Raw genomic sequence first — 25,342 nt, 5'->3', positions numbered from 1 at the left:
CCTTCCATGGAATAGTTCGCAAAGACAGCGCCCCAGCGAACACCCGGAGAATCCATGTCCCACCCGGATTCGGCCTCGACCGCCATCCCTCTGCGACAGCGCGGCCCCGTGCTACTCCTGCTGGCGTTGCCCGGTCTGCTCTACTGCCTGGCCCCGGCCGTCGCGAACCGCATCGAACCGCGCGTGTTCGGCATCCCGTTCTTGGCCGCTTACCTGATCGCCGTCACCATCGCGATCGGCCCCCTGATCTGGTTCGTCGCCCGCCGCGACCCCGCATACCGTTCCGGCGCAGCGGAGTTCGTCCCCGCCGACGAGTCGGGCGGCCCGATCGGAGACCCGCGATGACCGGCCAGGCCACCGTGGCGGTATCCCTGTTCACGATCGCGATGCTGGCCACGGTCGCGATCGGCATCCTGTCCGCGCGTGGCCGCACCCGTTCCCTCTCGGAGTGGTCCATCACCGAACGCGGCCTCGGCACCGTGTTCGTCCTGGTCCTGATGGCGGGCGAAACCTACACCAGCTTCTCGTTTCTCGGCGCCGCCGGCTGGTCCTACCGCTACGGCATCCCGATCTTCTACCTGATCACCTACCTCAGCACCGGCCTGGCGGTCGCGTACCTGGTCGCCCCGGCGCTGTGGACCTACTGCGCCCGCCACAACCTGGTGTCGATCGCCGACATCGCCGAACACCGTTTCCGCTCACGGCCTTTGGGCATCGCGGTCGCGCTCATCTGCACGATCTTCCTGATCCCCTACGTGCAGTTGCAGATCCAGGGCATGGGCGTCGTCGTCAACGCCATGTCCTACGGCGCCATCAACCTGAAAACGGCCGCGATCATCTCCTTCGTCGTAGCCGAAACCTTCATCCTGACCTCCGGCCTCCGCGGCTCGGCCTGGGTCAGCGTCCTGAAGGACAGCCTCGCCGTCCTCTCGATCGCCATCCTCGCCATCTACATCCCCCGCCACTACTTCCACGGCCCCGGCGAACTACTCGACCGCCTGGTCACCGAAAAGTCCCAATGGCTGACCTTCCCCGGCGCCGCCGGCGGCACCTTCGGCGCCTCCTGGTTCATCTCCACCATCATCCTGAACGCCATCACCATCTGCGTCTTCCCCACCGTCGTAGCCGGCTACCTCTCCGCCAAATCCCCGAACGCCTTGCGCCGCAACTCGATCCTCCTCCCCTGGTACCAAATCCTCCTGCTCGTCCCGATCCTCATCGGCGCCGCAGCCCTCTTCGCCGCCCCCGCGCTGGCCAACCCCGACCTGGCCCTGTTCACCCTCGTCACCGACGCCCTCCCCGCCCCCGTTGTAGCCCTGATCGGCATCGCGGGCGCCCTCTCCGCAATCGTCCCCATGAGCGTGTTCCTCATCGCTATCGGAACCCTGTGCGGCCGAACGGTTCTGGGCGGCGGCCTCCGCGGCGACGGCGCATCCGACGCCCGCCAACGCACCGCCTCCCAGCTGATCGGGTTGCTCGTCGGCGCAATCGCCCTGGCCGGATCGCTCCTCTTCCCGAAGCTCCTGGTCAACCTGTCAGTCGTCTCCTACGAGGGCATCGCCCAACTTGTCCCGGCAGTCCTCCTCGGCCTGTACTGGCGAAAGCTGACCGCCCTCGGCGTCGGCTTGGGTCTGGTCACCGGCGGCGCGGTGGTCATCCTCCTGCACGCCACCGGCCACGACCCCCTGATCGGCATCAACGGCGGTCTCGTCGCCCTGGCCGCCAACCTCCTCGTCGCGACAACCATCTCGATCCTGCACCCACCCGCCGAAGCCGACTCCAGCACAGACCACGCAGTCGTATCATCCGCTTGTTGAACGCTCCACAAACCGTCCGGAACAACCCTGATGAAGTGGGCCAGATCGACTGTGCTCGTGATCGGCGGCGCGATGTGGCTGAAAGCTCATCAGCAACAGGAGCAGGCTGCGGACGCCGGTACCGACGGCGGCGCCCCACAGTGACCTGAGAAGCTGTAACCGAATCGCAAGCTGTCGCAGCCGACCGGGTGACCACCCGCCCGGTGCTGGACCCGACGTGTCGAACCGGTCTCGGTCAGACCAGTTCCGGGACGCGCAAATGCGCCAATACCAACTCGAATTCACGAACGTCGACGGCCTCGACGCGGGCCTGCCGGGCGGCGTCCACGCGCAACGCGGCCGACGCGATCCGGTTGCGGTCCATCGCCTCGGCATCGTCGTAGACACTGCACGAGACGGCACGACCCGAGGACCGGTTCACCATCAGGCTCGCGCTGCAGAATCCATCGAGCTGCTGCTCCATGCCGGGCAAGGTGTGGTCCCGATAGACGTCGATGGCGCTGCCGAGCCTGCTGGGATCGGTCTTCACCCAGGTGACGCGCGCACACGCTCCTTGCGGCGCCGGATGCACGCGATGCATGGCCGCGATCTCCCATTCCTCGACCATCGGACTACCGCCGAATTTCTCAGCCGCGCGATTGCGAATCGGCATCACCTGCGCGGCGCTCGCCCGCAGCGCGTCCTCGGAATCCCACGAGGTCGTCACGATGCACCGGCCGGTTTTCCGATCGACCAGCAACGAAAGCCCGATACAACCGGGAATTCCCTCGACCTCCGGCATGACCTCGTCCCGCACATGGGCGATCCCGGATTCCAGAGCGGAAAGTTGCGCCTGAAGCGTGGTAGACCGTGCGTACACGATCCACCTCCTTTCTGCACAGAGGCAGCGCCCGGTAGCGCCACCGACGTCTTTCACAGTGCCCTCTCCCGATCACCACGACAATAGCGTGTGGCTATTCCGTGGCATTTGAACAACGGACCGAACTGCCGAGGCTCGACAGCTCGAGCAGGTCGTCCGCTCCGCGGTCGATATGGGTGTGGAACCGGCGGCTGATGCGAGTAAGCGTCTTACCCAGCCAATCGGCATCGGCCCGGGAAGCATGTTCGAGCCGCATGCGCCGTATCCGCATGGGCAACATCCGGATTCCGGTCGGCTGCCCGCCGGGCTCGACCGAAACCAGGTAGAGCAGCCGCAGTTCGGGACGGTAGGACTCATATCCTGGAATGCCTTCGTAGTCGTCGATGACATCACCGCAGCCATAGAAAATCGGTCTGCCGTGGTAGATCTCGACGGGGCGAGGATGATGCGATGAATGCCCATGCACGATGTCGATGCCGGCGTCGATGAGCCGTCGCGCGAACTGGATTTCGCTCCGCCCGATCCCGTAGCCCCAGTTCGGGCCCCAATGCACGGACACGATCAGAATATCGCCGGGATGCTTGTGCGCCAACGCTTGCGCCGCGACATGGTCAGCAAGGCCACGGCCCGGCGGATCACCGAACAGCCACACTCCCGGCCGATCGTGCTGCGCGGCCCACGCCGGCGGCACGCCGCTGCTGGTGCAAGCGACCGAGACGATGACCACCCGCAACCCGGTGGCAGACTCCACAACCACCGGGCGGCAGGCTGCGTCGATGCTCGTTCCCGCCCCGGCTGTGCCGATGCCCGCCGCGTCGAGCGCGTCTAGCGTGTCGCGCAGACCGCGGCTTCCGAAATCGAGGATGTGGTTGTTGGCCAAAGCGCAAACGTCGGGCCGAATCGCTTTCAGCGTCGCGATATTGGCGGGGTTCATCCGATAATGGATGCCCTTGACGGGCGCGAATACGCCGTCGGCGGTGATCGAGGTTTCGAGGTTTATCAGCCGGACCTCGGGTGCCAATTGGTCGAGCATCGGCCCGACGTCGCCCCACGGCCAGTCGACGTCGACCCGGTACGGTATCGGCCCGTTCGTCTTCTCGGCCAACTCGACGTAGCGGCGAGCGTCACCGACCCATGGTTCGTGCAACAGTGGATCACCTGGATGCGCCTGGATCTGGTCGACGCCGCGACCGAGCATCACATCACCGCCCAACAGCACGGTGACTGGACTCTGTTGCCGTGGACTGCTCGTCTGCGTCATCGTTTATCTCGTGGCTCGTAATGGCAATTGTAGTGGTGGGGATACCGCTCCGATCGCCTTCGCTTCTGGGCAGGGTCAGGGCGGAAGCGCAGAATCTATGTATCGCACCCACGGAGGCCTATCGGGCCGCATGAGTGGAAGGCATCGTTATGAAGGTCCGAAGTGATTCGTTCGACGATAATGCGCGCATTCCGAGAACGTTCGCCTATGGGGTACCGGATGCCGTGCACCATGTCCGGGCGGGCGCCAATAGCAACCCACACCTGGCGTGGGATGAGGTGCCGGCGGGAACACGATCGTTCGCGGTCGTGTGCTGCGACCCCGACGTACCCCACACCGGCTCGGACGTGAACATCGAGGGGCGAACGGTGCCGGAGGAATTACCGCGCAACGACTTCTACCATTTGGTGCTGTTCGATATCCCAGCCGACGTACGGCAGATCGCCGCAGGCAGCCTCCAGACCACACACGGCAGGTCGGGTCCGGCCGCACCCCATAACGCGCGGTACGGCCTCAACGACTTCAGCAGTGCGGGAAACGATCATTACGGCTACGACGGCCCCTGTCCGCCGTGGAACGACCAGCGCATCCATCACTACGTGTTCACCGTCAGCGCCCTGGATGTCGAACAGCTGCCGCTGCGACAGGCAGTGAACGGGAAGCGGCTGCGCGAAGCGATGGCCGGCCACGTCCTGGGACAAGCCGACCTCGTCGGCACCTACACGCTCAACTCCGGCCTGAGCTCGAACTGAGCCACCCGAGCGCATGGCACACCCGGGGGAACCGCCGCTTCCAAGGGCGGGCGGCGGGATCGTTGTGATGGCTGATCAGGGCAGCTGAATCTTATGCTCGTGGTTCGTGACGGCCTGCTGAAGCCGGACCCGCGACAGCGTGTGCGGCCCGCATTCGCAGGAAGCCGGCAACGCGTCATCGACAAAGCCATCACCGGCGAGCAGATCCGCAAACCGGGTGCCATGCCCGTGAGCACCGTGCGCAGCATCGACGAAATCACGCGACCCATGCGCACGCGCCCCGGTCGCCGCCTGATACACCGGGCCGGCCGGCGTATCGAACACCGCCGCAACGTGGTGACCACAACCGCACCGCACCCGCGTCAACGTATGCCCCGCCCGGTCCGTCAGCGAGTCCAGCGTGTGTTGGGCCAGCCGACGTCGTTCCGGTGCGGGTAGTTCCGAAACATTTGCCATCAATCCAATTTACTGCTCGCAGGTCACAGCAGCAGGGCCCAAATGACCGGAGAAGGGACGATCGGCCTGCTTTTCCATGTGACGTCGCTTGCTCGTAACCGCGTCGAATTGGCCGGGCTGAGCGCGGCCATCGGCCGACGTACTGTCGGGCCGGTGTGAGTCGGCTCAGCGCCTCATTCAGGAGGCCAGACCACCGGAACCGAGCCCCTCGACACGTCCCGGATACGGGAGATCAGTGCTCGAACGAACTCGTTCGAATCGAACGGCACCGCGTCGCCGCCATGACGGTGTGCCCTGACCTCGTAGAACAGGCAGCTACGCAGAAGCGGCAGGTTGTCGGGCAGTGCTCTGGTCCGGCCATGTGATTCCCGTACGCCACGAACGACTTCGCCGAGCTGTTCTGGGCCGCCATAGCCGTCGTATCCGTTGTACGTGTGCGCGAACTCGATGAATGCCTGCTCACCCGCATCGTCGGCCGGCACGACACACCAACTGTCCACTGGAGCTCCGTTCACGGCAGACCCAGTGCCGGGAGGTGAGACAACGACCGCCGCCTCGAGGATGCGACGTGGGACTTCGAAGCGAATGCGGACCCGTTTGGGGTCAGCGGTGGAGGCACTGATCGCGGCGATGTACTCGTTGTTCTTCGCCATGGCCGCACGGGCTTCGGCGACGATCCGGGCACGCGCGGGTTCGAGCTGATCCGAGCGATAGGCGGCAAGGACGACACCCCAGCTCTCGAGCAGGGCGCGGTTGATCGGCGAGCGCCGATCGGAACCGATGGGCCAGCGCCGGAAGGTGTAGTCGCCGAATATCATTCGCGCGTTCAGCATGCCGCGTTCGAAGGCCGCGAACCAGGACTCGAGTTGGGCGTCGGGTACCTGCCGAGGGTCGTCGAGGAGTTCGGTCGTCGCGTCGAGGAGATTCTCCAGGGATCCGTAGGAGTCGTACTCCTGAAGGTCCGGCAGCCGGTAGAAGGCCAGGAAGCGTAGGACCGCCTCACGGTCGTTCATGCGTATATGGTCGCGCAGCACCCCCGCGGTCGCCTCGTGGAAGACCGCTGAGGCCGCACACCGTTTGAGCAGGTCTCGACTGCGGGCGCTGCTCATGCAGTGTCGGATCTCCATGGCGTTCAACGGTTCGCCACCGGTGTTGATGCGCTTGAAGATGTCGTACTTGACGCGATTAGGGGTGGAGGGCTCGATAACGTGGACGACGATCTGCGCGTTCTGCAGCCGGCGCCGAAGCGGGGTCTCGAGGTCTGCGAAGGTCTTCCCATGCTCGGCGGCGAGGTATTCGAGCTCGTCGAGCGCCAATCGCCCCTGTACGAACTCGTGCACGGTGGACAGCCGCTGCAATCCGTCGACCACCCGGAACATGCCACCGCGGTCTTCGGCGAAATAGAACGCGGGCAAGGGTATCTGCAGCAGCAGGCTCTCGATGAGCCGAGACTTCTGGCGCCCCTTCCACACCCGGTTCCGCTGAAAGTCGGGGGCCAGCTCCAGATCACCGTCGTCGATCATGTCGAGTACGTTGCGCAACGAGAAGGTGCGCGTGGAGATACGGATCTGTTCGGGATCCCACGGCGCCAGCGGTCGCTGGTCGAAACGGTCCTCGTTCTGCTCGATCTCGACGCCGGTCGGCTGTCCGTAGAAGACCTCCTCGACCACCGGTTCAGTAGGACTTTCGACAGTGCTGACGAAACCCTTCGCGGGAGCACCGGATTGGAAGTAGGCGACGACGGCGTCGGTGCGGTCCGCGAGCTCGGCCGCCGAGAGCCCGGCGAAACTCGCGACATCGTTCATGGCGGGCAGCCAGCGGTTCTCCATTACCGTCCGCAGCCGGTGCGCGAACTGCTGGCGCCTCTCATCCTCGCCGAGAAACGGTGGCAGAAAGCACCCGAAGATCAGCCGCAAGGATGCGCCGCGCAGGCCCAGGAAGTACAGCCAATAGGGAAATTCGTTGTCCAGCCGCCGGACATAGTGCCGAACCGGCTCCATTTCAAACAGTTCGGTCGGGATGTGCTCGTAGCCCTCGATCACCAATTCCACCGCGCCGAGCGCGCCGCGGGCGGCGTCCGGGGAGACGAAGCACGAGTTGAGGGCTTCGAGGGCGGGCCGCAGATCCCCGCTCTCGATGTCCTGACGAGGCACCACGACAACCATCTGGTCTGGCGAAATCACCGGTCTTCCTTACGGTTCGAGCTGTCCGTCGATCACCCTACCGAGACACCCCCGCGCGGGGACCGATTCGATCCTCCCTACCCACGGGAAACCCGAGGTGAGGCCACATTCCGCCAAATCGGTCATCGTATCGGTCGGTCCGGCGAACGTTAGGATTCGTGGAGTTGTCCGCCGGTGGAAAAGGGTGAACATGGTCGCGGGAGTCGCGTTGCGGCATGCTGACGAGAACACGCCACGGGCAGCCCTGATTCGCCGGATCGCGGTCGCGCTGCTGCACACCCCGTTCCAGTCCGCACAGCTGATCAGTGCCCGGCTCGACCTGCCCGAGGCCACCCCGAACGTCGTGACCTCACTGCTGTACAGCGAACCGCGGGTGTTCGAGATTCTCGGGACCGAGAACCCCGCCATCTGGGCAGTGCGGGAAGCGGCCGAGGCGCTGGTGGAGACGTGGGCCCGACCGCAGGCGCCGCAGCCGCAACCCGAAGACTCCCCGAGCGTGCCGACTCCGGCCACGAGCTACGAGGGTCCGCCGTTGCGTGCCTGGCAGTCCGAGGCATTGGCCGCGTGGACGGCCCGTGACCGCCGAGGCATTGTCGAAGCTGTCACCGGCTCGGGCAAGACCGCGGTCGGGACCCGGGCGGTCGTCGAGGCGATCGACGATGGGCGGCAGGCCGTCATCCTGGTCCCCGGTATCGATCTGCAGACGCAATGGTGGGAGCGGCTGAGCGCGGCGATGCCGGGAAGCCGGATCGACCGTGTCGGCGGCAAGGGCCAAGCTCGCCCGCCTGCCCACTGGGACATCCTGGTGGCGACGGTGCAAACCGTTTCGGGAACACCGTTGTCCGTTCTGCCCGGCACCCTGCTGGTCGCCGACGAGGTTCATCGCTACGGCGCGGGCAGTTACGCGAAAGCGCTGGCCGGCGAATACGAATGGCGGCTGGGTCTCACCGCCACGCTGGAGCGCAACGACAATGCGGTCGAGGAGATCCTGCTGCCCTACTTCGGTGGCCTGATACCCGGCTGCGACTACAACCGCGCCCGGGCGGACGGCATCCTCGCACCGGTGCGGCTCGCGCTGACCGGTGTGCACTTCACCGCGCGCGAACGCGCCAAGTACGACCGCGCCGACGAAGCCGCCCGCAAAGCGAAGTCGGTGCTGGTCGACGGTTACGGCGCGCCGGAGGACTCGTTCGGTGAATTCATGTCCTTCGCACAGCGATTGGCGAAGCAGGAGACCGGTGATGCGGCCCGGCAGGCACAACGATTCCTCAAGTACTTCGCCGAACGCCGAGAATTGCTGGCCGACTGCCAGGGCAAACTCGACCTGATTCGCACCTTGCCGATCCCGGAACTCCGCGCCACCCAGTCGATCTTCTTCGCCGAACGGACCTCCACCGCCGGTCAGATCCAGTCCACCCTGGATCAGTTGGGCCTGTCCTGCGGATGTGTCGGTTCGGCGCTGCGTCCGGCCGAGCGTGAGCAGATCATCGGCGATTTCCAGCGCGGCGACCTGCGCGCCCTGTCCGCACCCCGGGTCCTCGACGAGGGCATCGACATTCCCGACGCCCAGCTCGGTATGGTGCTGGCCGCCAGCCGTACCCGCCGGCAGATGATCCAGCGCATGGGCCGCGTGGTCCGGCCCAAGTCCAATGGCAGCGCGGCGCTTTTCGTGGTGGCGTACGTATACGGCACCCCCGAGGACCCCGCGCTGGGCGCTCACGAGGCATTTCTGGAGGACCTGGAATCCATCGCCGAGCAACGTGCCACCACCGACGCCGCGGGGCTGCCCGGCGTCCTGCGTTCCTGGCTGAGCGAAGCGAATACCCAACCGACCGCGCCCGAACCGCCTGTTACCCCTGAATTCCGCACGCCGCCACAAGAATCCCGTCCGGGCACGACACCAGCCCCGGCCGAGTTGCGCGCACCCACCGAACCGTCGCCGGCGACACTCGATGCTCCGATTCCGGACGAATCGCGGACGGCCGGTGACGTCCCCTCCGACGTACCCACTCCGCTCGAGGTGGTGGCGCGGACGCCGAAACGAGATCTCGCCCCGGGCGCACCGGCGGGCTTGCCTCCGGCATCCCCCTCGCCCACCCTCGCGGATCTTCGAGCTCCGGTTTCCGTTCCCCCACGCCAGGAGACCGAGACCACCGCACCGGTGTCGTCGCAGGAGCCGAACTCGCTGCCCGCCACAGTCGCAGCTGACACCGGTCCTGCCGATTCCACTCCCGCGGAGCTCGATCAGACTCCACCAAACCCCTCCCCGGTCGTGCCTGCGGAACTGGCAGCTCCCACGATCGAAGTGGGGGGCGGTGACCCAGTGCCCGATCCCGCGAATCCCGTCGACGAAAATCCAGCCGAACCCGGTGATCACGGCGGCGAATCGCCGCGGCCCGACCGCGGGCGCCGCTACTACGGTGAGCCGGTACCGCCCGCACGGTTCGAAAGCCCCAGCGCCGCAACCACCTATCGCCGGCAGGTGGAAGAAATGCTGGGTATGTCGGATGTGTCCAGCCTGTGGTCGGACACGGCCACGGACTCCCCGCTGATGAATTTCGATGAATTCGTCGAGTGGCAGTCCGACACCCTGTTCTACCTGTCACGCCCCTGGGACGGCGATATCGACACCTGGCGGCGGACCATGCGCGCCATCGTCGACTGGGCGGCGTCGCCCGCGGACCCGATCGACTCGTTCCTCGACGTCAATCGGGCCGCGAGCGAGGTCGGGCCGAGCCGCACCGAAATGCTGCGCTTCGCCGCCGTGATGCGCGGCTGCGAACTGGCGGACCTGCTGTAGCAGTTCAGTTTCCAGTGGCGATGCTGCGCGAGAGCGGCACCACCATCGCGAGCGCCGCGATCGCGTTGTCGGTCAGCCGGGTTTGCCCGACCGTGTTGAGAACCGCACGGAACAGGGTCGCGCGGTCGGCGTTGCCGAGCTGCTCGGATTGGTAGGCCATCAGCTCCGCCAGCTCGAGCGGTGGCATCTGCTCGACCGTGCGCGGACCCAGCCCACGCCAACGGGTCGCGGGCTGACCGGGCAGACGGTAGGTCAACAACGCCGGATCGTCGATGTCGAGGGCGTTGTCCACCAGCAGTTTTCCGGTGGCGACCGCGGCACGCAGCGCGATATCCAGTTTCTTCCGGACCTGATCGCGTTCCCTGGTCCGCGCCGCGGTCACGTAAGCGGCCCGCAGCCGGGCGGCAGTCACCGGGCCCTCGATCTCCACGATCCGGACGAAGTCGCCGACGATGGTGGCGTGATCAGCGCTCGTCGGGCTCTCCAGCTGATCGGTGAACGCTGTATATGACTCGATCACTCGCCGCAGGGTGGTTTCCGCCGGTGTGCCGGCCACCGATGCGTGCCCGTTCGATTCGGCCGTGAACCCGCGGTCTCCATCGGAGTCGTCCGTGGCGTCGACCGTCTGCCCGGCATCATCGTCCATGGCACGGTGCGCATAGCCATTCGGCGATTCGGAAGCAGCACCCGACGACGGGGTGTCCGGAACCTCGTCCGGCACGTCCGATGGTTCCTCGACAGCACCATCCTCGACCGATGTCTCACGGTCGAAGGACACCGCTTCCGGGTCATCGGAGGGTGCGGCCTGTTCGGAATCGCCTGTGTACACGCTGAGGTGTGAGTCGGCGATGTCGTCCGCTGTCGCCGACGGTTCCCAGACAACCTGCGAAACACGTTCCCGCAATTCGCGATCCGCTGGGTCGACCGTTACCGGTCCGGAGTCGGCGAGCAGCTTGGCCAGGCGGCGCTGCTCTTCCTCGGCGATCGGGTGGATCCCGTGGCGTTCGAGCAACGCGACCAGTTCGTCCAGACAGGCGTCCGCATCGACGATGAAGTCCGCCAGCCGGATTCGATGGAACGGCCAGCCACAGCGCTCCAGGTCCCGCTGCCGGGCGAGGTCGTCCCGATACCGATCGGGGCCGTGCCAGCGGTCGCTGTCGCACTGCACGGCCAGCTGCCCGCCGCCGCCGGACACCACCACATCGATGTCGTAGCCGGTTTCGGTGTGGTGCGGGTCGACCTGGTAGCCGCGGTCGACGATAGCGTTGTACACCTGCTGTTCGAAGAGCGATTCGAAGGGCTCGACCGGATAGTCGTCGGGAAACCGTTGTGGCGGTTCGGCATCGACACCGGCGGACTTCTCGACTCCGAGGCAGTACTCGAGCAGCTGCAATCTCATGTCGGCGCTGTTGGACAGATGGTCCAGCGTCATCGAGTGGAACAGCCACAGCTGATCGCGGGCTCGGGATACCGCGACGTTGTACCGCTGCACGGCGCCGTCCTGGGTCTGCGCGGGCAGCCGCCGATCCGGGCCCGGCGCGGCGACCAGCGACAGGAAGATCACGTCGCGTTCCGCGCCCTGGAAGTCGGCCGCGTCGCCGCAGTGCAGGTCCCGGCGCTGCATCTCCTCGGGTCCGATGCGCGTCACCAGCTTCTGCGCGATCTGCTTGGCCTGCGCGGAACCGAGCAGCGAGATGACACCGAACGACTTGCCGTCGTAGCGGGAATCGGCGAGGCACTGCTCGATCCGCTCGACGATCAGGTCGGCCTCGGCCGGGTTGACGCCCCTGGACACCTCATGGCCGTCCGGCACGTACACAGTCCGCACGGGGTCGAGCCGGTCGCTGCCGTAGCGGCGCACGGGCACCAGCCGCACACCCTGCGGCTCGTAGGCGATCTTGTTCGAGAACTCGATGATCTCGGGCACGCAGCGACGATGCTCGACCAGCGTGAGCCGCTTCGGATACCGCATGATCGCGTCGTCGAACAGGCTGCGCTTGGGATTCCGCCACGACGACAAGTACCGGTCGTCGTAGAGATATTGTCCGGCCAGCCGCTCGAGTTCGGATTCGTCGACACCGACCGCCGACGGCGACACCTGCTTGTCGTCGCCGATCACCACGATGCGCGGCGCCAGGTACTGCAGGAACACCGCTTCGACGCCGGCCTGCGAGGCCTCGTCGACCACGACGACGTCGAACATGTCCGCGGTGACGGAGAACTGCTCGACCACACGATAGATCGGCATGATCCACACCGGCACCGACGAACGGCAGTTCCCCAGCGCCTGCTGGATCTCGGCACGTTTGCGGTCCGCGTACTGGCCGGTGCCTCGGCCCAGGCTCTTCACCAGCTGGGCGTAGTGCTGCAGATCCGCGCGGGCGCGGTTGGTGAGCCGCCCGACCGCCAGATCCCATGCCGTGGTTGCCGCCCGGGCCGCGGCCTGGCCACGCAGTTCGGCTTCGACGTCATCGAGGCCGCGGCACAGTTCGTTGACTCCGCCGAGGTTGTTGGTGGCCAGCCATTGCCCGACCACGGCCCAGCGCCAGGCTTCCTCGAGCCGATCGAGCCGCTCGTCCCATTCCGGATCGGCGGGATCGGCGGCGATCGCGGTGCGCAGTTCCGGCAGGACGAGCAGGTCGGCGTCGATCTCGTGTCGCCGGGCGAGACTGCGGCGCAGTCGATTCAACTCGGCCAGTTGGGCATGTGCAGCCTGGTAGGCGGCCACGTCGCGTTCCTGCGTGGCATCAGCGAGGCGGTGCAGATTGTCCGTGGCACGCGGATCGTCCCGCAGCTCGCCCAGCCGCCGGGCCAGCTCGGCGAGCGGCACGGTCGTCCGGTCGAGCGCCTCACGCGCCTCGACGGCATCGAATGCCTCACGTGCGCTTTGCATTCCGATCTGGTCACCCCAGTTCGGTACGGGCAGACCCAGTTCGTTCAGGCGCATCGCGACGTAGTCGAGTCGGCCCGCGTAATCGAGCAACTGCGTCAGCAGCGTGTGCGCGGCCCGGTGCCGTGCGACCCGATCGCGCAGCAGTCCCGGTCCCGAAACCGGTGCGGGCCAAGCCATATCGAGCTGATCGGCGAAGCGCTCACCACGCTGTGAGTCCAGGAAACGAGTGAGCTGCTCGACCGTGGTGGGAATGCGACCGTCGATCCGCACGTGATCGAACAGCGGGTCGGCGAGCTTGACCATCCGCGCCGTGGTGAATCCGGTCCTGGGGCGCCCGTCGGGTTGCACTTTCAGCTCGCCGTGGGTCTCGATGTGCGACTTCAGGTTCTCGGCCAGGTCCAGCAGCGACGCCGGGTCGTCGACCGTCACCTGGACGGTCGTGTAGCCGAGCGAGGAGATCACGGAATCGGTGTGCCCGAGCAGATCGGCGACGGCCACGGCACGCGAATGCCATTCGAAGACGCGGCCGCCGTGGACATCCGCGAGGGCCGCGGCCGCCCATGGTTCCGGCCGGTGCCGCAGGTGCCGAACCCGGTCGCTGATCTCACCGAGCAGTGCATGCGCCTCCTGCCGTTCGGCGAGGGAGAGCTGCGTGATGCGCGCCGCCGCGGCATCGCCGTCAAACTGCGCGTACCGACGGCGATGATCCGCCGCCTGCTGTTCGGCCGTGCACCACTGGCCGAACCGTTCCGCGGGCGGCAAGGCGGTGGCCGCGACGAGTTCGGGCGCCGCCACTTCCGGATCGGCGAGTTGGTTGTCCAGCAAGAGGTTTCGCCACTCGGCTACCAGAGCGCCGGCGACCGGGCTTTCCGGATCCGCCTGGGGATGCACCAGCTCGGTGATCCAGCCGAACTGCGGCCGCTGCGCGCGCCAGTGCAGTGCGATATCGGCAATCGTCCCGGTGTAGCCCCCGACTGAGTGTGTGGTGACGTCGCGCTCTCGCAGGCTCAGCAGCTCCTGTTGGATCGACGCCCGCCGCTCGCGCAGCTCGGCAATCGCCCGGTCGGTGGCAGCGACCGAGGCTCGGCCAGCGGCCGGATCATGCTCGGCGGCGGCGTGGGAGATCTGATTGACCGAGGCCTTGAGATCCTCGAGCTCCTGCCGCGAGTCACCGACCACCGCGACACTGAGTGGCTTGATCTCCTCGGGCAGCTTGGCCCGCACCTCGTGCAAGGCGCGATCGGTGTGGGCCGTGATCAGGACCCGCTTACCCTGCGCGAGCAGATGCGCGATGAGGGCGGCGGCGGTGTGCGTCTTGCCGGTACCCGGCGGCCCTTGCACGAGGGTGTGGGCGTGGTTGTCCACGTGCTCGAGGATCCGCAGCTGAACATCGTTGAGCTGCAGGGGCAGAAACAGGTCCGCACCGTCACGAACGATCGCGCCGTCATCCGCGGTCGGCGCCGGCACCGGCTCGAAGTCCGGATCGACCAGATTGTGGATGCCCGTGGGCAGTTCGCCGGTGGCGCGAATGGTCTGTGCGATAGTCCGCAACGCGGTCACCATGCCGCGATTGCCACGCTTGCGCAGGATCACGGCCGGCGCGTAACTCGCCGTGGGGTGTGCCGCCGGAGCAGCGGGCCGAATGTCGTCGGTGTACACCGCATCCGGGTTGATGCAGTTGATGAACATGCGCACCAGGGCGCCCACGTTCTCCCGGTCGAAGGGGTCGATGTGACCGTCGCGCGCCTCGTTCTCGGCGCGCTGCAGGTCACCGGCCGCCGACATCTGGGATGGGTCGAGGATGTCCTGCAATTCAGCGGTGTACCCGGTGACGCCCGGGTCGATGGATACCGAGATCGCGCCGTAGTCGGAGTCGAAGCCCAGCACCACCGGCATGGTCAGCACATGTCGGCGCACGGTGCCGACGTCGCCGTGCCGCCAGGCCAGAAAGCCCAGAGCGAGAACGGCTTCGAGGGTCTCGGCCGCGCCGTCGTAGCGCGTGTACATCTCGTACATCGTCTGGTAGAGACGCCGCACGGGCAGTTTGGGGCGCGCCTGGTCGGCCCATTCCCGCCAGACCGGCAGCCATTCCGCGAAGGCGGTTCGAATCTCGGGATGGTCGTCGAGCCGGAGGGTCTCCCCACTCTGCCCCGGCCGAGTCGTGCGCAGAACCGGTTCCGTTTCGGGCTTGTCCCAGCCTGTTTCGAGCCAGCGGCGCAGTTCGATCTCCGGCTCCGGCGCGGACCCGATGGTCACCTTCTGGACCATGAGGAACGGCTTGCCCGGTTCCGCCTCCTGGTAGGTGACAGCCGGGTGCTCGGGCAGGTCGGCGACCCACAGGACTTCACCGTCCCGTTGATAGGTGGCGATGTCCTGGATTCGGGACGCGCGCAACGTCTGTGCCTTCGCCAGGAACTCGAACAAGCGCGCGCCGCGATCAGCGAGATCGTTCATGACCGGCATCCGATCGCCACCCATTGTCGGCACCCTCTCCTCCATCGTTTGTTCCGGTCATCGCGGAGGGCTATCGAAGGTTGATACGCATCCGCTACTCGAGCAATCCATTCCGCCCGAGATTGGCGGATTCATGGGTCTACGAGGGCTTTATGTGGTTGATCTGACCGGCGAGATCCACCACCCGCCGGTCCTGTTCCCCGTAGCGGAGCGCCATCTGCGAATGCAATCGCTTGAGCCGGGTCAGGGCATTTCGGGTGTCGCCCAGGTAGACATGGCAGGTGGCCAGCTGACGCTGGCAGTACATGACCTGGTCGTCGTACGGCCCGCGTTCGGCCGTGAGATCGTCGATCAGTCCGCGATACAGATCCGCCGCGGCGGCGTAGTCGGCGTTCTCGAACCGCAGATCGGCCAGCTTCACCCGTGCCTCGACGACATCGGCGTCACGCGAACCCAATAGTGGGACAGCGGCTTCGACGACGGTGCGTAGCTCGTGGATGGCCGGGGCGTAGCGCGAGTCGTCGGCGAGCTCGCGGGCACGGTGCACAGCTCGCTGGAGGTCTCCGCGGCTGAAATCGGGGACCGGGACAGGATCGGCCGGTCGCTCGACGAACTCGGTCCGATCGTTCGAGGGGGCAACCATTGTGGTGGCGGTTCGCGCGGAGGCCATCGATCCGACTGCCAGGGCATACATGCGAGCAGGACTGTGATTGTCATCGACTTCGGGTAGCTCACCGAGATCACTCGCGTACCGCAACAGCACCGCGTTCACCGTGGCGGCGTCGTCGGGACGCGCTTCGGGGGACTTCGCCAGCATGCTCATGACGAGCCGTGCCATCTCGACCGGAACGCCACGCCGCTCCTGCCGGATGTCCGGAGGAGTGTGGTCGATCTGCTGCTGCCACAGGTTGAATGTCGATTTGCCCGTCATCACCCGATCGCCGGTGAGCAACTCGTAGAGCACCAACCCGAGCGAGTAGAGGTCGGTCTGCGGCGCTACCGGCTTCTCCTGAACCTGCTCGGGAGCCATATACGCCGGCGTGCCGAGAGTTTGGCCGTGGCTGGTGTAGCGAGTGCGACCCGATTCCGGCGCGACGGCCAGCCCGAAGTCGAGCACCTTGACCGTGCCGTTCGCGCACAACATGAGATTCGCCGGTTTGAGGTCGCGATGATAGATGCGGTGCCGATGCGCCGCGGCGAGGGCCGCCGCCGCCTGCGCGCCGAGGTTGGCGACGACGCCGACCGAGTGTGCCCCGCGCCGCTCGAGCAGTTTGTCGAAGGTCGTGCCCTCGATGTATTCCATGACGAGATAGGGGCGTTCGGGCTCGCTCGGGGTGAACGATCCTCTGCCCACGTCATGGATCACCGTCAGCCCCGGGTGGTTGAACTGGGCCATCAGCTCGGCCTCGCGAACGAACCGATCGTCCCAACCCGGGTCATCGTCCAGGCTCGGATGGGTGAACTTCACGGCTACCCGGCGGCGCAGGTTGCGGTCGTAGGCCTCGTACACCCGCCCCATGCCACCCGTGCCGATCTGATCCCTCAGCTCGTAACGGCCGCCGAGGACCTGCCGCTGCACCGCCATTACCTCCGTGAGTCCTGAGAAACCAACACGCTATTGGCCATCCGCGACAGGACGAAGTGTGCCCCTCGCCAGCCCGCCGAATCCGATTCGCACCAATTGTCCGATATTTGCCCGCTGTTGTTGAAATGCGGTCTCCAGCTCGGTCAACTGCTCGAATGCCATGCCGTAGCGGCGTTGCTCGGACCGATCGATGCGAGGCACAGCGACTTCATAGATATCGATGTGATCCCCGTCGGCCGCTTCGAGCGCGGCCCGCAGGATCCCGGCCAGAAAGTGCGGATCGATACCGGAATTGGCGCGCACCAGCCTGATGCCCGGCCCCAACAGCGCACCATCAGACGTGCAGACCCGGACCGCCGGCTCTGTGCTGATCACCACCGCGACATCTCCGGCGCGGACGGCCATCGCACCCGGTGCATCGGCTTTGCCCCAGCGGGAAGGCGCGCGGCCGAGCCGGACATCCTTGGCGGACAACATAGGAGTGTCTCCGCCGGCGGACTCGACGGTCGGCGGAGCTTCATGGACAGCGAGCGCGCCCGCATCGACGAGTGCTTCGAAAGGAATCGGAGGGTGCGAGGCGGTATCCGGTTCCAGGACCGGAGGCTTCCATTTATCGAGGTCGAGCCGGGCCGAGCACCGGTCGTTGTATTCGCCGAAAAGATCCGGGAGCTGGACGATTCCCGGCGCCTCGAGCCCGCCGCCGTCGTCGGCTACTGCGCGGTCCCGCGGACCGGCGACCTCACCCACCATGCCCCCTACCCTCCCCGGCCCACACCAGATTTCCGATCGGCAGCAACGGTAACAGCGCCGTAGCCCCTACTGCGGGGTACGAGGCGAGGATGGCACTCATCGTCCGTCCTCCCGGTCCTCGGGGGCCAGCGCTCCCGCGGTAAGTCCGGTCGTGATCAACTCGGCGACATGTTCGGCGGCGGCGGTGGCCTGGCGAGCGGCGGTACGCAGATGGAACAACTGCCTGAACAGTTCGCCATACCGTTGCTGCTCGGCTAGACCCAGCACGGGGACACGCAGCCGGGACGGATCGAAACGAATGGTGGATGTCCGTGTCGCCGAGACATTCTCGGCGCCGGTCAGGAACCCGGCCAGAAACCAGGGGTCGAGCCGGTCCGGATCGACACGCAGGGTGTGGATGTGCGGACCCCGAATCGCACCGACGTCTCCTGCACCGGCAACGCGGGCGCTGCGTCCGCCGGTGCGATCACTGCGCGCGGCGGGTATCAGCACATCGCCCGCCTCGATACGGATGAGCTGCGCGGTCGCGGCGGAAGCCCCGGTACCCGAGGCCGGACCGCCGTTGGCGATATCAGGGGCGGTCAGCACCCGGACGGCATTCTCGAATTCGGGGGGCTCCCCGCTCGGCTGTTCGGATCGAATCCATTCCAGCTGACCATGATTGGCAAGGTCGGCAATGGTCACGAAACGCCACGACTTCCCTGGGGAGGCAGCCCATCCGCCCAGATCGTCAGAAGCCACCCGTAGGCCGGTCTCCGCGGCGCCGAACCGGCGAATCGCTTCCTCTACCTCGTCGGACACCGTGTCCGAATCCAGCGACGAACGCACATACTCGGCGGGCGTGAGATCGACCTCTTCGGTCAGTACATCCACCAGCCGAACCGCCACGGCCACACCCGATTCAGTCGCATCATCGGGGTTCGGCCCGTCGAAGACATGCCATGCACGCCGAACCGCGTCGGCGATCATCTGCTCCTGGCCGTCCGGGTTCGCGGCCGCTCCGGCCGTGTTCACGCCCGACCTGGTCGCTTTCGAGGCCAACCCGGTCGTATCGACGAACAGGACGGAGTCGGCGACCGGGGCACCCGGTTGCGGCCGACGCAACACCCAGATCTGCAACCCGACGTGCCAGGGTTGCGCGGCGCCCGGGGCCAGGCCGACCACGGCACGCAGTGCGCCTGTGCGCACCAGGTTGGCGCGAATCTTTCGTCCGGATCCGCGGGTCGCCACCGCCGGCGGAAGCAGCAGAACTGCGGTGCCGGCCGAGCGCAGGTGCGCGAGAGCGTGCTGGACCCAGGCGAGTTCGGACTCGGCCCGAGGCGGCAGGCCGTAATCCCACCGTGGATCGAATGCCAATTCCGATGCACCCCAGTCGCGTTGACCGTAGGGCGGGTTGCACAGGACGGCATCGGCGCGTAGGTCGGGAAACGCGTCGGCGGTGAGACTGTCGCCCGCCCGGAGGTGCAGTTCCATGCCGTGTTTCGTACTGACAGGGATTTCCTGCCCGGCAACGGATCTCGGGCCCGTTTCGGCTTCGATCTCGAGCAGTAGCCGGGCGCGCTGCACCTGTACGTTCAGGACGTCTTGTCCGTAGAGCGCGCCCGCGCCCGCTCGCGCCGACGCCAGCAAGAGCGAGCCGCTACCGCACGCCGGATCCAGCACCGATTGAACAGGGCCGGACTCCGGCGAATCCACCAGCGCGGCCATCAATTCCGCCACCCAGCGCGGGGTGACATACACACCGGTGGCGGCAGCGTCCTCGAGCCCGCGCTCGGCCAGGATGTCGATGGCCGCCCGGGCGCCTTCGTCAGCCGCCACCCGCTGCAATGTCCGCACCACCTCGTCGGCGAAACCAGGCACTCGGCTCGGCGGCACGACCCACTCACCATCGTTCCGACGCAGCTCCTCCAGCAATCGCGCGACCGCGTCCGGAGTGGCCTGCGAGCGAACCAGCGTGCGCAGCTCCTGCACCGCGGAGGTGCCGGTATCAGTCCCACGCTCGGCCAGCCATTGCTGCACTTCGACCAGGTCGAACTCCGGCCTGGCCTCGCTACCGCCGACGGACTTGGGAAAGTCGGCGTGCCGCCGCCGCCAGTTGCTGACGGTGGCCCGGGTGACGCCCGCCAGCCTGGAGATCTCAGCGGCATTGACGGTCGCTACGAGCTTCTTCGACATGTCCCTCCTCTCGTGTACGTTCCTCCCACCTTGCTCGACCGGTGAGCAAAAATCAATCTCCATAATCCGATTGACAATGTTTTCACGCCTTCTTAGTGTTTAGCATCGCAACGACATCGAGTCCGATGGATACATCCACTTCGGGCAGGTGGGACACACTGCTAAGCCGTCAGGGCATCGCCAAGCCGTCAGGGGAGGAACACATGACTCGGCATCGCCAACTCCGCAGCCGCGCGCACCGCCGTTCGATGCGCACCCGCGGTCGTGCGCTATCCACCCAGGTCGAAAAGACTCGCAATGCTCAGCGCGACCACGCGGCGCTACCGCGCTGCGTCGACGGCGGCAAGATCCGCTACGCCACCCAGCGCGAGGCCGACCACACGCTGAATACGCTCGATCGCGCCAATCCGGCACGGCGAGAAAAGAACTCGTACCGCTGCGCCGCCTGCGACGGCTGGCACCTAACCAGCTGGACACTCGCCGAGCACGAGAACTATCTCGCCGTCACGAGCGGCGCCACCGCGCACCGCCACCGGGCCTACCCGCTCACGGACTACGTTCCAGCAGTCGAGTTCATGCGGGCGCCAAGGGATCTGAGCAGTATCGCAGCGGCCCCGGCCGCGATCCCGACACCTGGGGAGGTCGCCGCCCGCACCACGCTGGCATCGCTCGAGATCGCAGCAGCGGAACCGCTCCAGCATGCCGAGCGACCGAGCCGCCGCACCGCGTCACCCGCACTCGCCGTGCCCCATCCGAACACGGTGGCGTCACCCGCCGATGGTCGCTCGAACGCGTGTCCCGCAGTCCCGGCCCGACCCAGCACGAATCCTGCAGCCGCGAAGCCGATTTCGCACGTGATGCCTTCACCGGCCGAGGTGGCGGCACGCACCGTGCCGATCAAGCGAGCCGAGGCAGCCCGACGGCAGGCCGAGCTGACCGCGAGCATGACCGCGACGCAGCGTAAGCCGACCAGCGCACCGGCCCGGCCCCGAAACCTGCTGCGCGCCATGCTGCAACGCCTGATGCGGCGACTGCGGCGCAGCTGACCCCACCCTCAGACGTCCGCGACCGGTTTCCCGGCCGCGGCGACCCCGCACGCCCATCCAGGGCGTCGCGGTCCCTTATCCACCCCGTTTCGCGAAGGAATCATGCGCACCATCCCGTCCCTGCTCGCCGCAGGCGCCACCGCCATCGCCCTCACCGCCGCCGCCCCCGCCGCACTGGCCGCTCCCAGCACCGGTTCCGCCGGCGGCTCGTCGAACGGCTCCTCGAGTCCCGGCTGCGCCCCGCGCAGCTCCGCCGACGTGCGGTTCCTGCGCGCCTCGTCCGAGGAAGACAGCAGCTGTTCGGTCCAGGACAGCGCCATCGGCCTCGCGCACGCGCAGTGCCAGTGGCTCGATGCCTACGGCAACTCGGCCCATAACCACATCGTGCTCGCCGAGAAGGCCCGCAGCGCCGTGAAGTACCCCTATCTCTTCCTCGACGCCGCCATCCGCGCGTACTGCCCGCAGTACAAGCTCTGACCGCCTGCCCGTTCACTCACGAAGGAACCGAAAGACCATGCGCAACACCAACTTCACCGCGGGCGGCATCGCCCTGGCCGTGCTCGCCGCCACCGGCGTCTCGCTCGCCGGCACCGCGCAGGCGGCCCCCGCCGCCAAGCTCCGCGAGGGCATGCAGGTGGTCGGCCAGGACGTCCAGCCCGGCACCTACACCACATCCGGCCCGCGCGAGAAGGACTACGGCGTCTGCTTCATCGAGTGGTTGCCCTACAAGGGAGCCAAGTCCTCCGAGGCGACCGACGTCGAGGCCTACACCGGCACGTCCTACGTGCGCCTTAACGCCGGCGACGTCATCAACGTCGAAGGCTGCGTCTGGACGCTCGAGTAACCGAGCCCCGAACACCGTCGTCACGCCCGGCGGGATGTGTGCTCGGCCATTCATCCCGCCACCCCATCGAAAGCGCAGGAATACCAATGACTTACCAGCAGCCCACTCCCCCGCCCTACCCTCAGGGCCCGTACCCGCCGCAGTACCCCATGCAGCCGGTCCCGCCCAAGAAGTCGAACGCCCTCAAGATCATCCTGCTGATCCTGGCCGGCATCGTCGTCCTCTGCGGCATCGGCGGCGTCCTCGGCGGCAAGAGCACCAAATCCGCCCAGTCCCACCCCACTTCGGCCCCCGCCCCGGTCGGCGATGCCCCGGCACCCGGCGCACCCGCCCCGCCCACCGCTGCACCGGCCCCGACCACCGAAAAGCCCGCCGCCCCCGGCCTCAACACCCCCGTACGCGACGGCAAGTTCGAGTTCATCGTCACCAACATCCAGACCGGCATCTCCGACGTGGGCACCAACCCCTACCTCCGCAAAACCGCCCAGGGCGCCTACACCATCGTCTCCCTCACCGTCCGCAACATCGGCAAATCCCCCTACGGCTTCTCCCCCTCGAACCAGTACGTCTTCGACCCCCAGAACCGCAAGTTCTCCAATGACGCCGCGGCCGCCATGAACCTCCAGTCCGACACCAGCCTCTACGCCAACATCAACCCCGGCAACTCCATCACCGCCCAGGTCGTCTTCGACCTCCCGGCCGACTCCGTGCCTGACCACATCGTGTTGCACGACTCGATGTTCTCGGGCGGCGCGACAGTGTCACTGCGGTAGCGCCGAAACCCCAATGAGCGAAGTCTCTTTCACCCCACCCATCGCCATCGTCGACCACATCGACGCCCAGTTCATCGTCTGGTATGTGAATGTCGGTCACGACCTCGGGCTAACTCGGTTGACCGGCGCATGGATCCTCACCGCTGACGAGGTGGATGTCGTCGCCAACCTGACCGTCAACCGTCTCATCGTGTGCGCATCGCCGGTCACATTGCCCGATGCCCTTTCCCCAGCCGGCTTCATCGATCTCGACCGCACTGTCGAGACGGCACGGTCCGAGATCGCCGCAGCCGACCGCCTTTTCACCGAACACCAGACCACAGTGGCCCATCGCCTGGTGCGTCCGGATTGGCCGGCGATGCCGCATCCCGGGCGCCCCCAACGACTGCCACCAACCCTCACCGAGGACCTGATCCCCACCGTGAGCCTGGCTTACGGACTGTGCGATCTGTCCGATGCGTGGGCGCGGTTCGAAGCCCTGCGCATCACTCGCGATTACCTCGTCCACCGCGGCGGACCGTCGGCCCGCCCACTTCCCTTGGAGACCCGTTGACCACCGGATTGTCCTTCGCCGCCATCGATGTCGAAACCGCGAATGCCAAGCGGGGCAGCATCTGTTCCATCGGCATCGCCGTCGTGCGTGACGGCACTCGGGTCGGCACCCACGCATGGTTGTGCCGCCCGCCTGCCCCGCTCGACTACTTCGGCCAGATGCAGATGTTCAAACACAAGATCACACCCGACAGGGTCGCAGCTGAGCCCACCTTCGCACAGCGCTGGCCCGAGGTGCTCCGCGAGATCGGCAACCTGCCGGTCGTCGCGCACAATGCCAACTTCGATATGGACAACATCCGCCAGGCCTGCAATTTCAGCGGAGTTCCCGTCCCGAGATGGGAGTTCGGCTGCACCTGTGAGTGGGCCAAGGGCCAGTTCGCCGATATGCCCAACCACCAGCTGAAGACGGTCACCCGGCTGCTGGGGATCGAGTTGAGGAACCATCACGAGGCGGATTCCGACGCCGCCGCCGCAGCCGACCTGGCGGTCCACCTCGCCCGCTTCGCGGGCGCTACCACACTGCCGGAACTCGCCGATGCCACCGGAAGCAGCTTGCGCCGAATGACCTCCTCCGGAATCGAGCGTCGGCGATGAGCGCCGGAGCGGTCGACCTTCCCGCAGCGCTCGGCGCCGCCTTCGAGATCGCACGCGGCAGAAGGGACGTGCGTCGCTTGACCGCTGCACTGGATGCCGCGAAACCGGGAGAGCAGAGCGTGGCGTCGTTCCGCTCACCGATGTTCGGACCGCACGTGTTCACCGGAGCGATGACACAGTCCGAAGCCACCGACGTCCTCACCATCGCCGGGCAACCACTCGAAACATCCGGCGCTCGCCGCGGACCCGTTCCCGAACTGCTGACTCTCACCACGTTCGAGCCCCTCCGGGACGAACCTGCCACCACAACGCGACCGCCATACCTGGACGATCTACAGCGAGCGGTCGATGAGCTGACACACGGCGACCTCGTCGAGGCGTGCTTCGAACAAGACCCCTACGGCCGATTCTCGGTAACAGGTTTCGCGGTCCGAGCACCCGCCAGCAACGTCTTCGTCGTAGGCGGCGGCTGGTTCATCACCGAGCCCCACCAGAGCGTCCCGGCAGCCCGGCTCGTCGACCTGACCCTGCTCAGCTCGGTACGCCCGGATCATTTCCGGATCCCCGAGCCGATTCACCGCTGGCCCGAGCCCGAATAACCGATCCGCAGACCCAGTCGAGTCATACCATGGAAGCAGCATTGACTATGAAATCCTCACGAGCACTGATAGTTTCGACACTCGCCATCGTTGCCCTGGCCGTTCCGCTGATCTGTTTCGCACCCACTGCACCGAATACCGCCGGCTACGCGAAGCAACTGACCTCCACGCTCGCCAGCGCCGAACTGAACAACGACTCGGCGAAGGGCGCTCCACAGCAGCAGGTCGTCAACGGCTGGACCAACAGGGACCTGACCGCACTACAGATCAAACAAACCAATGAGCTGATCAAGCAAACCCATATCCTGATCGTGATCTCGGCATCGCTGCTGACGGCCGCCGGCGCAGTTGCGTGCGGGATAGCGATCTCCGCCCTCGTCTCGATCCGGCATCGCCGGACCAGAGCGGTACCTCAGCCCATCTCCCCTCTGCAGCTCCGCAGCACCCACGATTAGCCCAACCGGCCCGAACAATGACGCGCTCAGCCCCGGTTTCTCGTCACCCGTTCGTGGTAGTTCGCTGGTGGCTCGCCCGGACTGCGACTCTACCGTTTCCCCTGTACTCGACTCGTTCGAAGGTGTCGAAACCCAACTCGTCGAGTGTCTTCAGCGCCGTGTGCGAGTTGTAGTTGTTGACGGAATCTGCAGACCCCGGGATACCGGTGACGAGCGTCATGAGCTGAATGGGCGGCCAAAGCGTGCCGTTCACCAGCACCCCGTAGGTCTGAATCTTGTCCGGTGTTCGTTCGCGAGTGGCTAGGAAGACCTCATCGTCCGTGAGCTGGACCGGACGGCCGCTGATCATGATTGTGGTGGAGCTGACCATGGCTACGAATCCTGCCAGATCCCATGGTTCGGGGGCGAGCATCACTTCCGAAATCCTGTGCCCGACTGAATAATTGCGGCAACCGGCGATGGTGGCCCATGACCCCACCGCCATACTGGTA

At 66.4% G+C, this 25,342-nt stretch carries 21 protein-coding genes; 12 read left to right on the top strand and 9 right to left on the bottom strand.

The window, feature by feature from the left end:
- Window positions 1-54: 54 nt before the first annotated feature.
- Both ACYVKL_RS03090 and ACYVKL_RS03085 read left to right on the top strand, forming a co-directional pair.
- A complete protein-coding gene (locus ACYVKL_RS03090; RefSeq protein ID WP_379171342.1) occupies window positions 55-345 on the top strand; it encodes a DUF3311 domain-containing protein in 291 nt (96 codons plus the stop codon).
- Window positions 342-1,817 carry a sodium:solute symporter family protein gene (locus ACYVKL_RS03085; protein ID WP_379171345.1) on the top strand — a complete coding sequence of 492 codons (1,476 nt, stop codon included), beginning with the start codon at window positions 342-344 and terminating at the stop codon, window positions 1,815-1,817. Before ACYVKL_RS03090 ends, ACYVKL_RS03085 begins: the two co-directional genes overlap by 4 nt.
- A gap of 235 nt (window positions 1,818-2,052) precedes the next feature.
- Here the strand turns inward: ACYVKL_RS03085 and ACYVKL_RS03080 are convergent, their stop codons facing one another.
- Together ACYVKL_RS03080 and ACYVKL_RS03075 are read right to left on the bottom strand one after the other, a co-directional pair.
- Window positions 2,053-2,676 (bottom strand): antibiotic biosynthesis monooxygenase, encoded by a 624-nt coding sequence (locus ACYVKL_RS03080; RefSeq protein ID WP_379171347.1) that lies wholly within the window; start codon window positions 2,674-2,676, stop codon window positions 2,053-2,055.
- Between the two features lie 94 nt (window positions 2,677-2,770).
- On the bottom strand, window positions 2,771-3,937 hold the full coding sequence (locus ACYVKL_RS03075) for a CapA family protein (protein WP_379171349.1): 1,167 nt from the start codon (window positions 3,935-3,937) through the stop codon (window positions 2,771-2,773).
- A 134-nt stretch (window positions 3,938-4,071) separates the two neighbouring features.
- Here ACYVKL_RS03075 and ACYVKL_RS03070 point away from each other — a divergent pair, with 134 nt between their 5' ends.
- Window positions 4,072-4,689, top strand: coding sequence for a YbhB/YbcL family Raf kinase inhibitor-like protein (locus tag ACYVKL_RS03070; RefSeq protein ID WP_379171351.1), 618 nt, complete (start codon window positions 4,072-4,074; stop codon window positions 4,687-4,689).
- A gap of 75 nt (window positions 4,690-4,764) precedes the next feature.
- Here the strand turns inward: ACYVKL_RS03070 and ACYVKL_RS03065 are convergent, their stop codons facing one another.
- Both ACYVKL_RS03065 and ACYVKL_RS03060 read right to left on the bottom strand, forming a co-directional pair.
- The gene (locus tag ACYVKL_RS03065; RefSeq protein WP_379171353.1) at window positions 4,765-5,013 is read right to left on the bottom strand and encodes a hypothetical protein; all 249 of its coding nucleotides are present in this window, start codon (window positions 5,011-5,013) and stop codon (window positions 4,765-4,767) included.
- A 305-nt stretch (window positions 5,014-5,318) separates the two neighbouring features.
- Window positions 5,319-7,328 (bottom strand): GmrSD restriction endonuclease domain-containing protein, encoded by a 2,010-nt coding sequence (locus ACYVKL_RS03060; protein ID WP_379171355.1) that lies wholly within the window; start codon window positions 7,326-7,328, stop codon window positions 5,319-5,321.
- A 190-nt stretch (window positions 7,329-7,518) separates the two neighbouring features.
- Between ACYVKL_RS03060 and ACYVKL_RS03055 the strand changes: the two genes are divergently transcribed.
- Window positions 7,519-10,128, top strand: a complete 2,610-nt coding sequence (locus ACYVKL_RS03055; protein WP_379171357.1) for a DEAD/DEAH box helicase family protein — start codon at window positions 7,519-7,521, stop codon at window positions 10,126-10,128.
- A gap of 4 nt (window positions 10,129-10,132) precedes the next feature.
- Here ACYVKL_RS03055 and ACYVKL_RS03050 read toward each other — a convergent pair whose 3' ends face one another.
- The 4 genes from ACYVKL_RS03050 to ACYVKL_RS03035 all read right to left on the bottom strand — a co-directional run bounded on the left by ACYVKL_RS03050 (window position 10,133) and on the right by ACYVKL_RS03035 (window position 19,985).
- Window positions 10,133-15,475: an AAA domain-containing protein gene (locus tag ACYVKL_RS03050; RefSeq protein WP_379171359.1), complete on the bottom strand. Its 5,343-nt coding sequence runs from the start codon at window positions 15,473-15,475 to the stop codon at window positions 10,133-10,135.
- Between the two features lie 139 nt (window positions 15,476-15,614).
- Window positions 15,615-17,060, bottom strand: a complete 1,446-nt coding sequence (locus ACYVKL_RS03045; protein WP_379171360.1) for a serine/threonine protein kinase — start codon at window positions 17,058-17,060, stop codon at window positions 15,615-15,617.
- A gap of 30 nt (window positions 17,061-17,090) precedes the next feature.
- A complete protein-coding gene (locus ACYVKL_RS03040; protein WP_379171362.1) occupies window positions 17,091-17,810 on the bottom strand; it encodes a hypothetical protein in 720 nt (239 codons plus the stop codon).
- Window positions 17,811-17,906: 96 nt separating this feature from the next.
- On the bottom strand, window positions 17,907-19,985 hold the full coding sequence (locus tag ACYVKL_RS03035; RefSeq protein ID WP_379171364.1) for an N-6 DNA methylase: 2,079 nt from the start codon (window positions 19,983-19,985) through the stop codon (window positions 17,907-17,909).
- A 203-nt stretch (window positions 19,986-20,188) separates the two neighbouring features.
- On the opposite strand from ACYVKL_RS03035, the gene ACYVKL_RS03030 reads away from it, so the two are divergent.
- From ACYVKL_RS03030 to ACYVKL_RS02995, 8 genes are all read left to right on the top strand, one after another.
- Window positions 20,189-21,031, top strand: coding sequence for a hypothetical protein (locus tag ACYVKL_RS03030; RefSeq protein WP_379171366.1), 843 nt, complete (start codon window positions 20,189-20,191; stop codon window positions 21,029-21,031).
- Between the two features lie 102 nt (window positions 21,032-21,133).
- Window positions 21,134-21,508 (top strand): DUF732 domain-containing protein, encoded by a 375-nt coding sequence (locus ACYVKL_RS03025; RefSeq protein WP_379171368.1) that lies wholly within the window; start codon window positions 21,134-21,136, stop codon window positions 21,506-21,508.
- A gap of 37 nt (window positions 21,509-21,545) precedes the next feature.
- Window positions 21,546-21,875, top strand: coding sequence for a hypothetical protein (locus ACYVKL_RS03020; RefSeq protein ID WP_379171370.1), 330 nt, complete (start codon window positions 21,546-21,548; stop codon window positions 21,873-21,875).
- An 86-nt stretch (window positions 21,876-21,961) separates the two neighbouring features.
- Window positions 21,962-22,648 (top strand): DUF4352 domain-containing protein, encoded by a 687-nt coding sequence (locus ACYVKL_RS03015; RefSeq protein ID WP_379171373.1) that lies wholly within the window; start codon window positions 21,962-21,964, stop codon window positions 22,646-22,648.
- 13 nt (window positions 22,649-22,661) lie between these two features.
- Window positions 22,662-23,201: a hypothetical protein gene (locus ACYVKL_RS03010; protein WP_379171374.1), complete on the top strand. Its 540-nt coding sequence runs from the start codon at window positions 22,662-22,664 to the stop codon at window positions 23,199-23,201.
- On the top strand, window positions 23,198-23,797 hold the full coding sequence (locus ACYVKL_RS03005) for an exonuclease domain-containing protein (protein ID WP_379171376.1): 600 nt from the start codon (window positions 23,198-23,200) through the stop codon (window positions 23,795-23,797). The genes ACYVKL_RS03010 and ACYVKL_RS03005 overlap by 4 nt, the downstream gene beginning before the upstream one ends.
- Complete coding sequence (locus ACYVKL_RS03000; RefSeq protein ID WP_379171378.1) at window positions 23,794-24,396, top strand: hypothetical protein; 603 nt, start codon at window positions 23,794-23,796, stop codon at window positions 24,394-24,396. The genes ACYVKL_RS03005 and ACYVKL_RS03000 overlap by 4 nt, the downstream gene beginning before the upstream one ends.
- Window positions 24,397-24,425: 29 nt before the next feature.
- Window positions 24,426-24,851 carry a hypothetical protein gene (locus ACYVKL_RS02995; protein ID WP_379171381.1) on the top strand — a complete coding sequence of 142 codons (426 nt, stop codon included), beginning with the start codon at window positions 24,426-24,428 and terminating at the stop codon, window positions 24,849-24,851.
- Window positions 24,852-24,894: 43 nt separating this feature from the next.
- On the opposite strand, the gene ACYVKL_RS02990 is transcribed toward ACYVKL_RS02995, so the two are convergent.
- Complete coding sequence (locus tag ACYVKL_RS02990) at window positions 24,895-25,221, bottom strand: hypothetical protein (RefSeq protein ID WP_379171383.1); 327 nt, start codon at window positions 25,219-25,221, stop codon at window positions 24,895-24,897.
- Window positions 25,222-25,342: the final 121 nt, after the last annotated feature.

The organism is Nocardia tengchongensis, assembly GCF_054781395.1.
This window is presented reverse-complemented; position numbering and strand designations above follow the sequence as displayed.

What these genes read in the sequence shown, in the direction of transcription:
- ACYVKL_RS03090 (WP_379171342.1), top strand. Translation starts at nt 55, where the DNA reads ATGTCCCACCCGGATTCGGCCTCGACCGCCATCCCTCTGCGACAGCGC.
- ACYVKL_RS03085 (WP_379171345.1), top strand. Translation starts at nt 342, where the DNA reads ATGACCGGCCAGGCCACCGTGGCGGTATCCCTGTTCACGATCGCGATG.
- ACYVKL_RS03075 (WP_379171349.1), bottom strand. Translation starts at nt 3,937, where the DNA reads ATGACGCAGACGAGCAGTCCACGGCAACAGAGTCCAGTCACCGTGCTG.
- ACYVKL_RS03055 (WP_379171357.1), top strand. Translation starts at nt 7,519, where the DNA reads ATGGTCGCGGGAGTCGCGTTGCGGCATGCTGACGAGAACACGCCACGG.
- ACYVKL_RS03050 (WP_379171359.1), bottom strand. Translation starts at nt 15,475, where the DNA reads ATGAACGATCTCGCTGATCGCGGCGCGCGCTTGTTCGAGTTCCTGGCG.
- ACYVKL_RS03045 (WP_379171360.1), bottom strand. Translation starts at nt 17,060, where the DNA reads ATGGCGGTGCAGCGGCAGGTCCTCGGCGGCCGTTACGAGCTGAGGGAT.
- ACYVKL_RS03040 (WP_379171362.1), bottom strand. Translation starts at nt 17,810, where the DNA reads ATGGTGGGTGAGGTCGCCGGTCCGCGGGACCGCGCAGTAGCCGACGAC.
- ACYVKL_RS03035 (WP_379171364.1), bottom strand. Translation starts at nt 19,985, where the DNA reads ATGTCGAAGAAGCTCGTAGCGACCGTCAATGCCGCTGAGATCTCCAGG.
- ACYVKL_RS03030 (WP_379171366.1), top strand. Translation starts at nt 20,189, where the DNA reads ATGACTCGGCATCGCCAACTCCGCAGCCGCGCGCACCGCCGTTCGATG.
- ACYVKL_RS03025 (WP_379171368.1), top strand. Translation starts at nt 21,134, where the DNA reads ATGCGCACCATCCCGTCCCTGCTCGCCGCAGGCGCCACCGCCATCGCC.
- ACYVKL_RS03020 (WP_379171370.1), top strand. Translation starts at nt 21,546, where the DNA reads ATGCGCAACACCAACTTCACCGCGGGCGGCATCGCCCTGGCCGTGCTC.
- ACYVKL_RS03015 (WP_379171373.1), top strand. Translation starts at nt 21,962, where the DNA reads ATGACTTACCAGCAGCCCACTCCCCCGCCCTACCCTCAGGGCCCGTAC.
- ACYVKL_RS03010 (WP_379171374.1), top strand. Translation starts at nt 22,662, where the DNA reads ATGAGCGAAGTCTCTTTCACCCCACCCATCGCCATCGTCGACCACATC.
- ACYVKL_RS03000 (WP_379171378.1), top strand. Translation starts at nt 23,794, where the DNA reads ATGAGCGCCGGAGCGGTCGACCTTCCCGCAGCGCTCGGCGCCGCCTTC.
- ACYVKL_RS02995 (WP_379171381.1), top strand. Translation starts at nt 24,426, where the DNA reads ATGGAAGCAGCATTGACTATGAAATCCTCACGAGCACTGATAGTTTCG.
- ACYVKL_RS02990 (WP_379171383.1), bottom strand. Translation starts at nt 25,221, where the DNA reads ATGGTCAGCTCCACCACAATCATGATCAGCGGCCGTCCGGTCCAGCTC.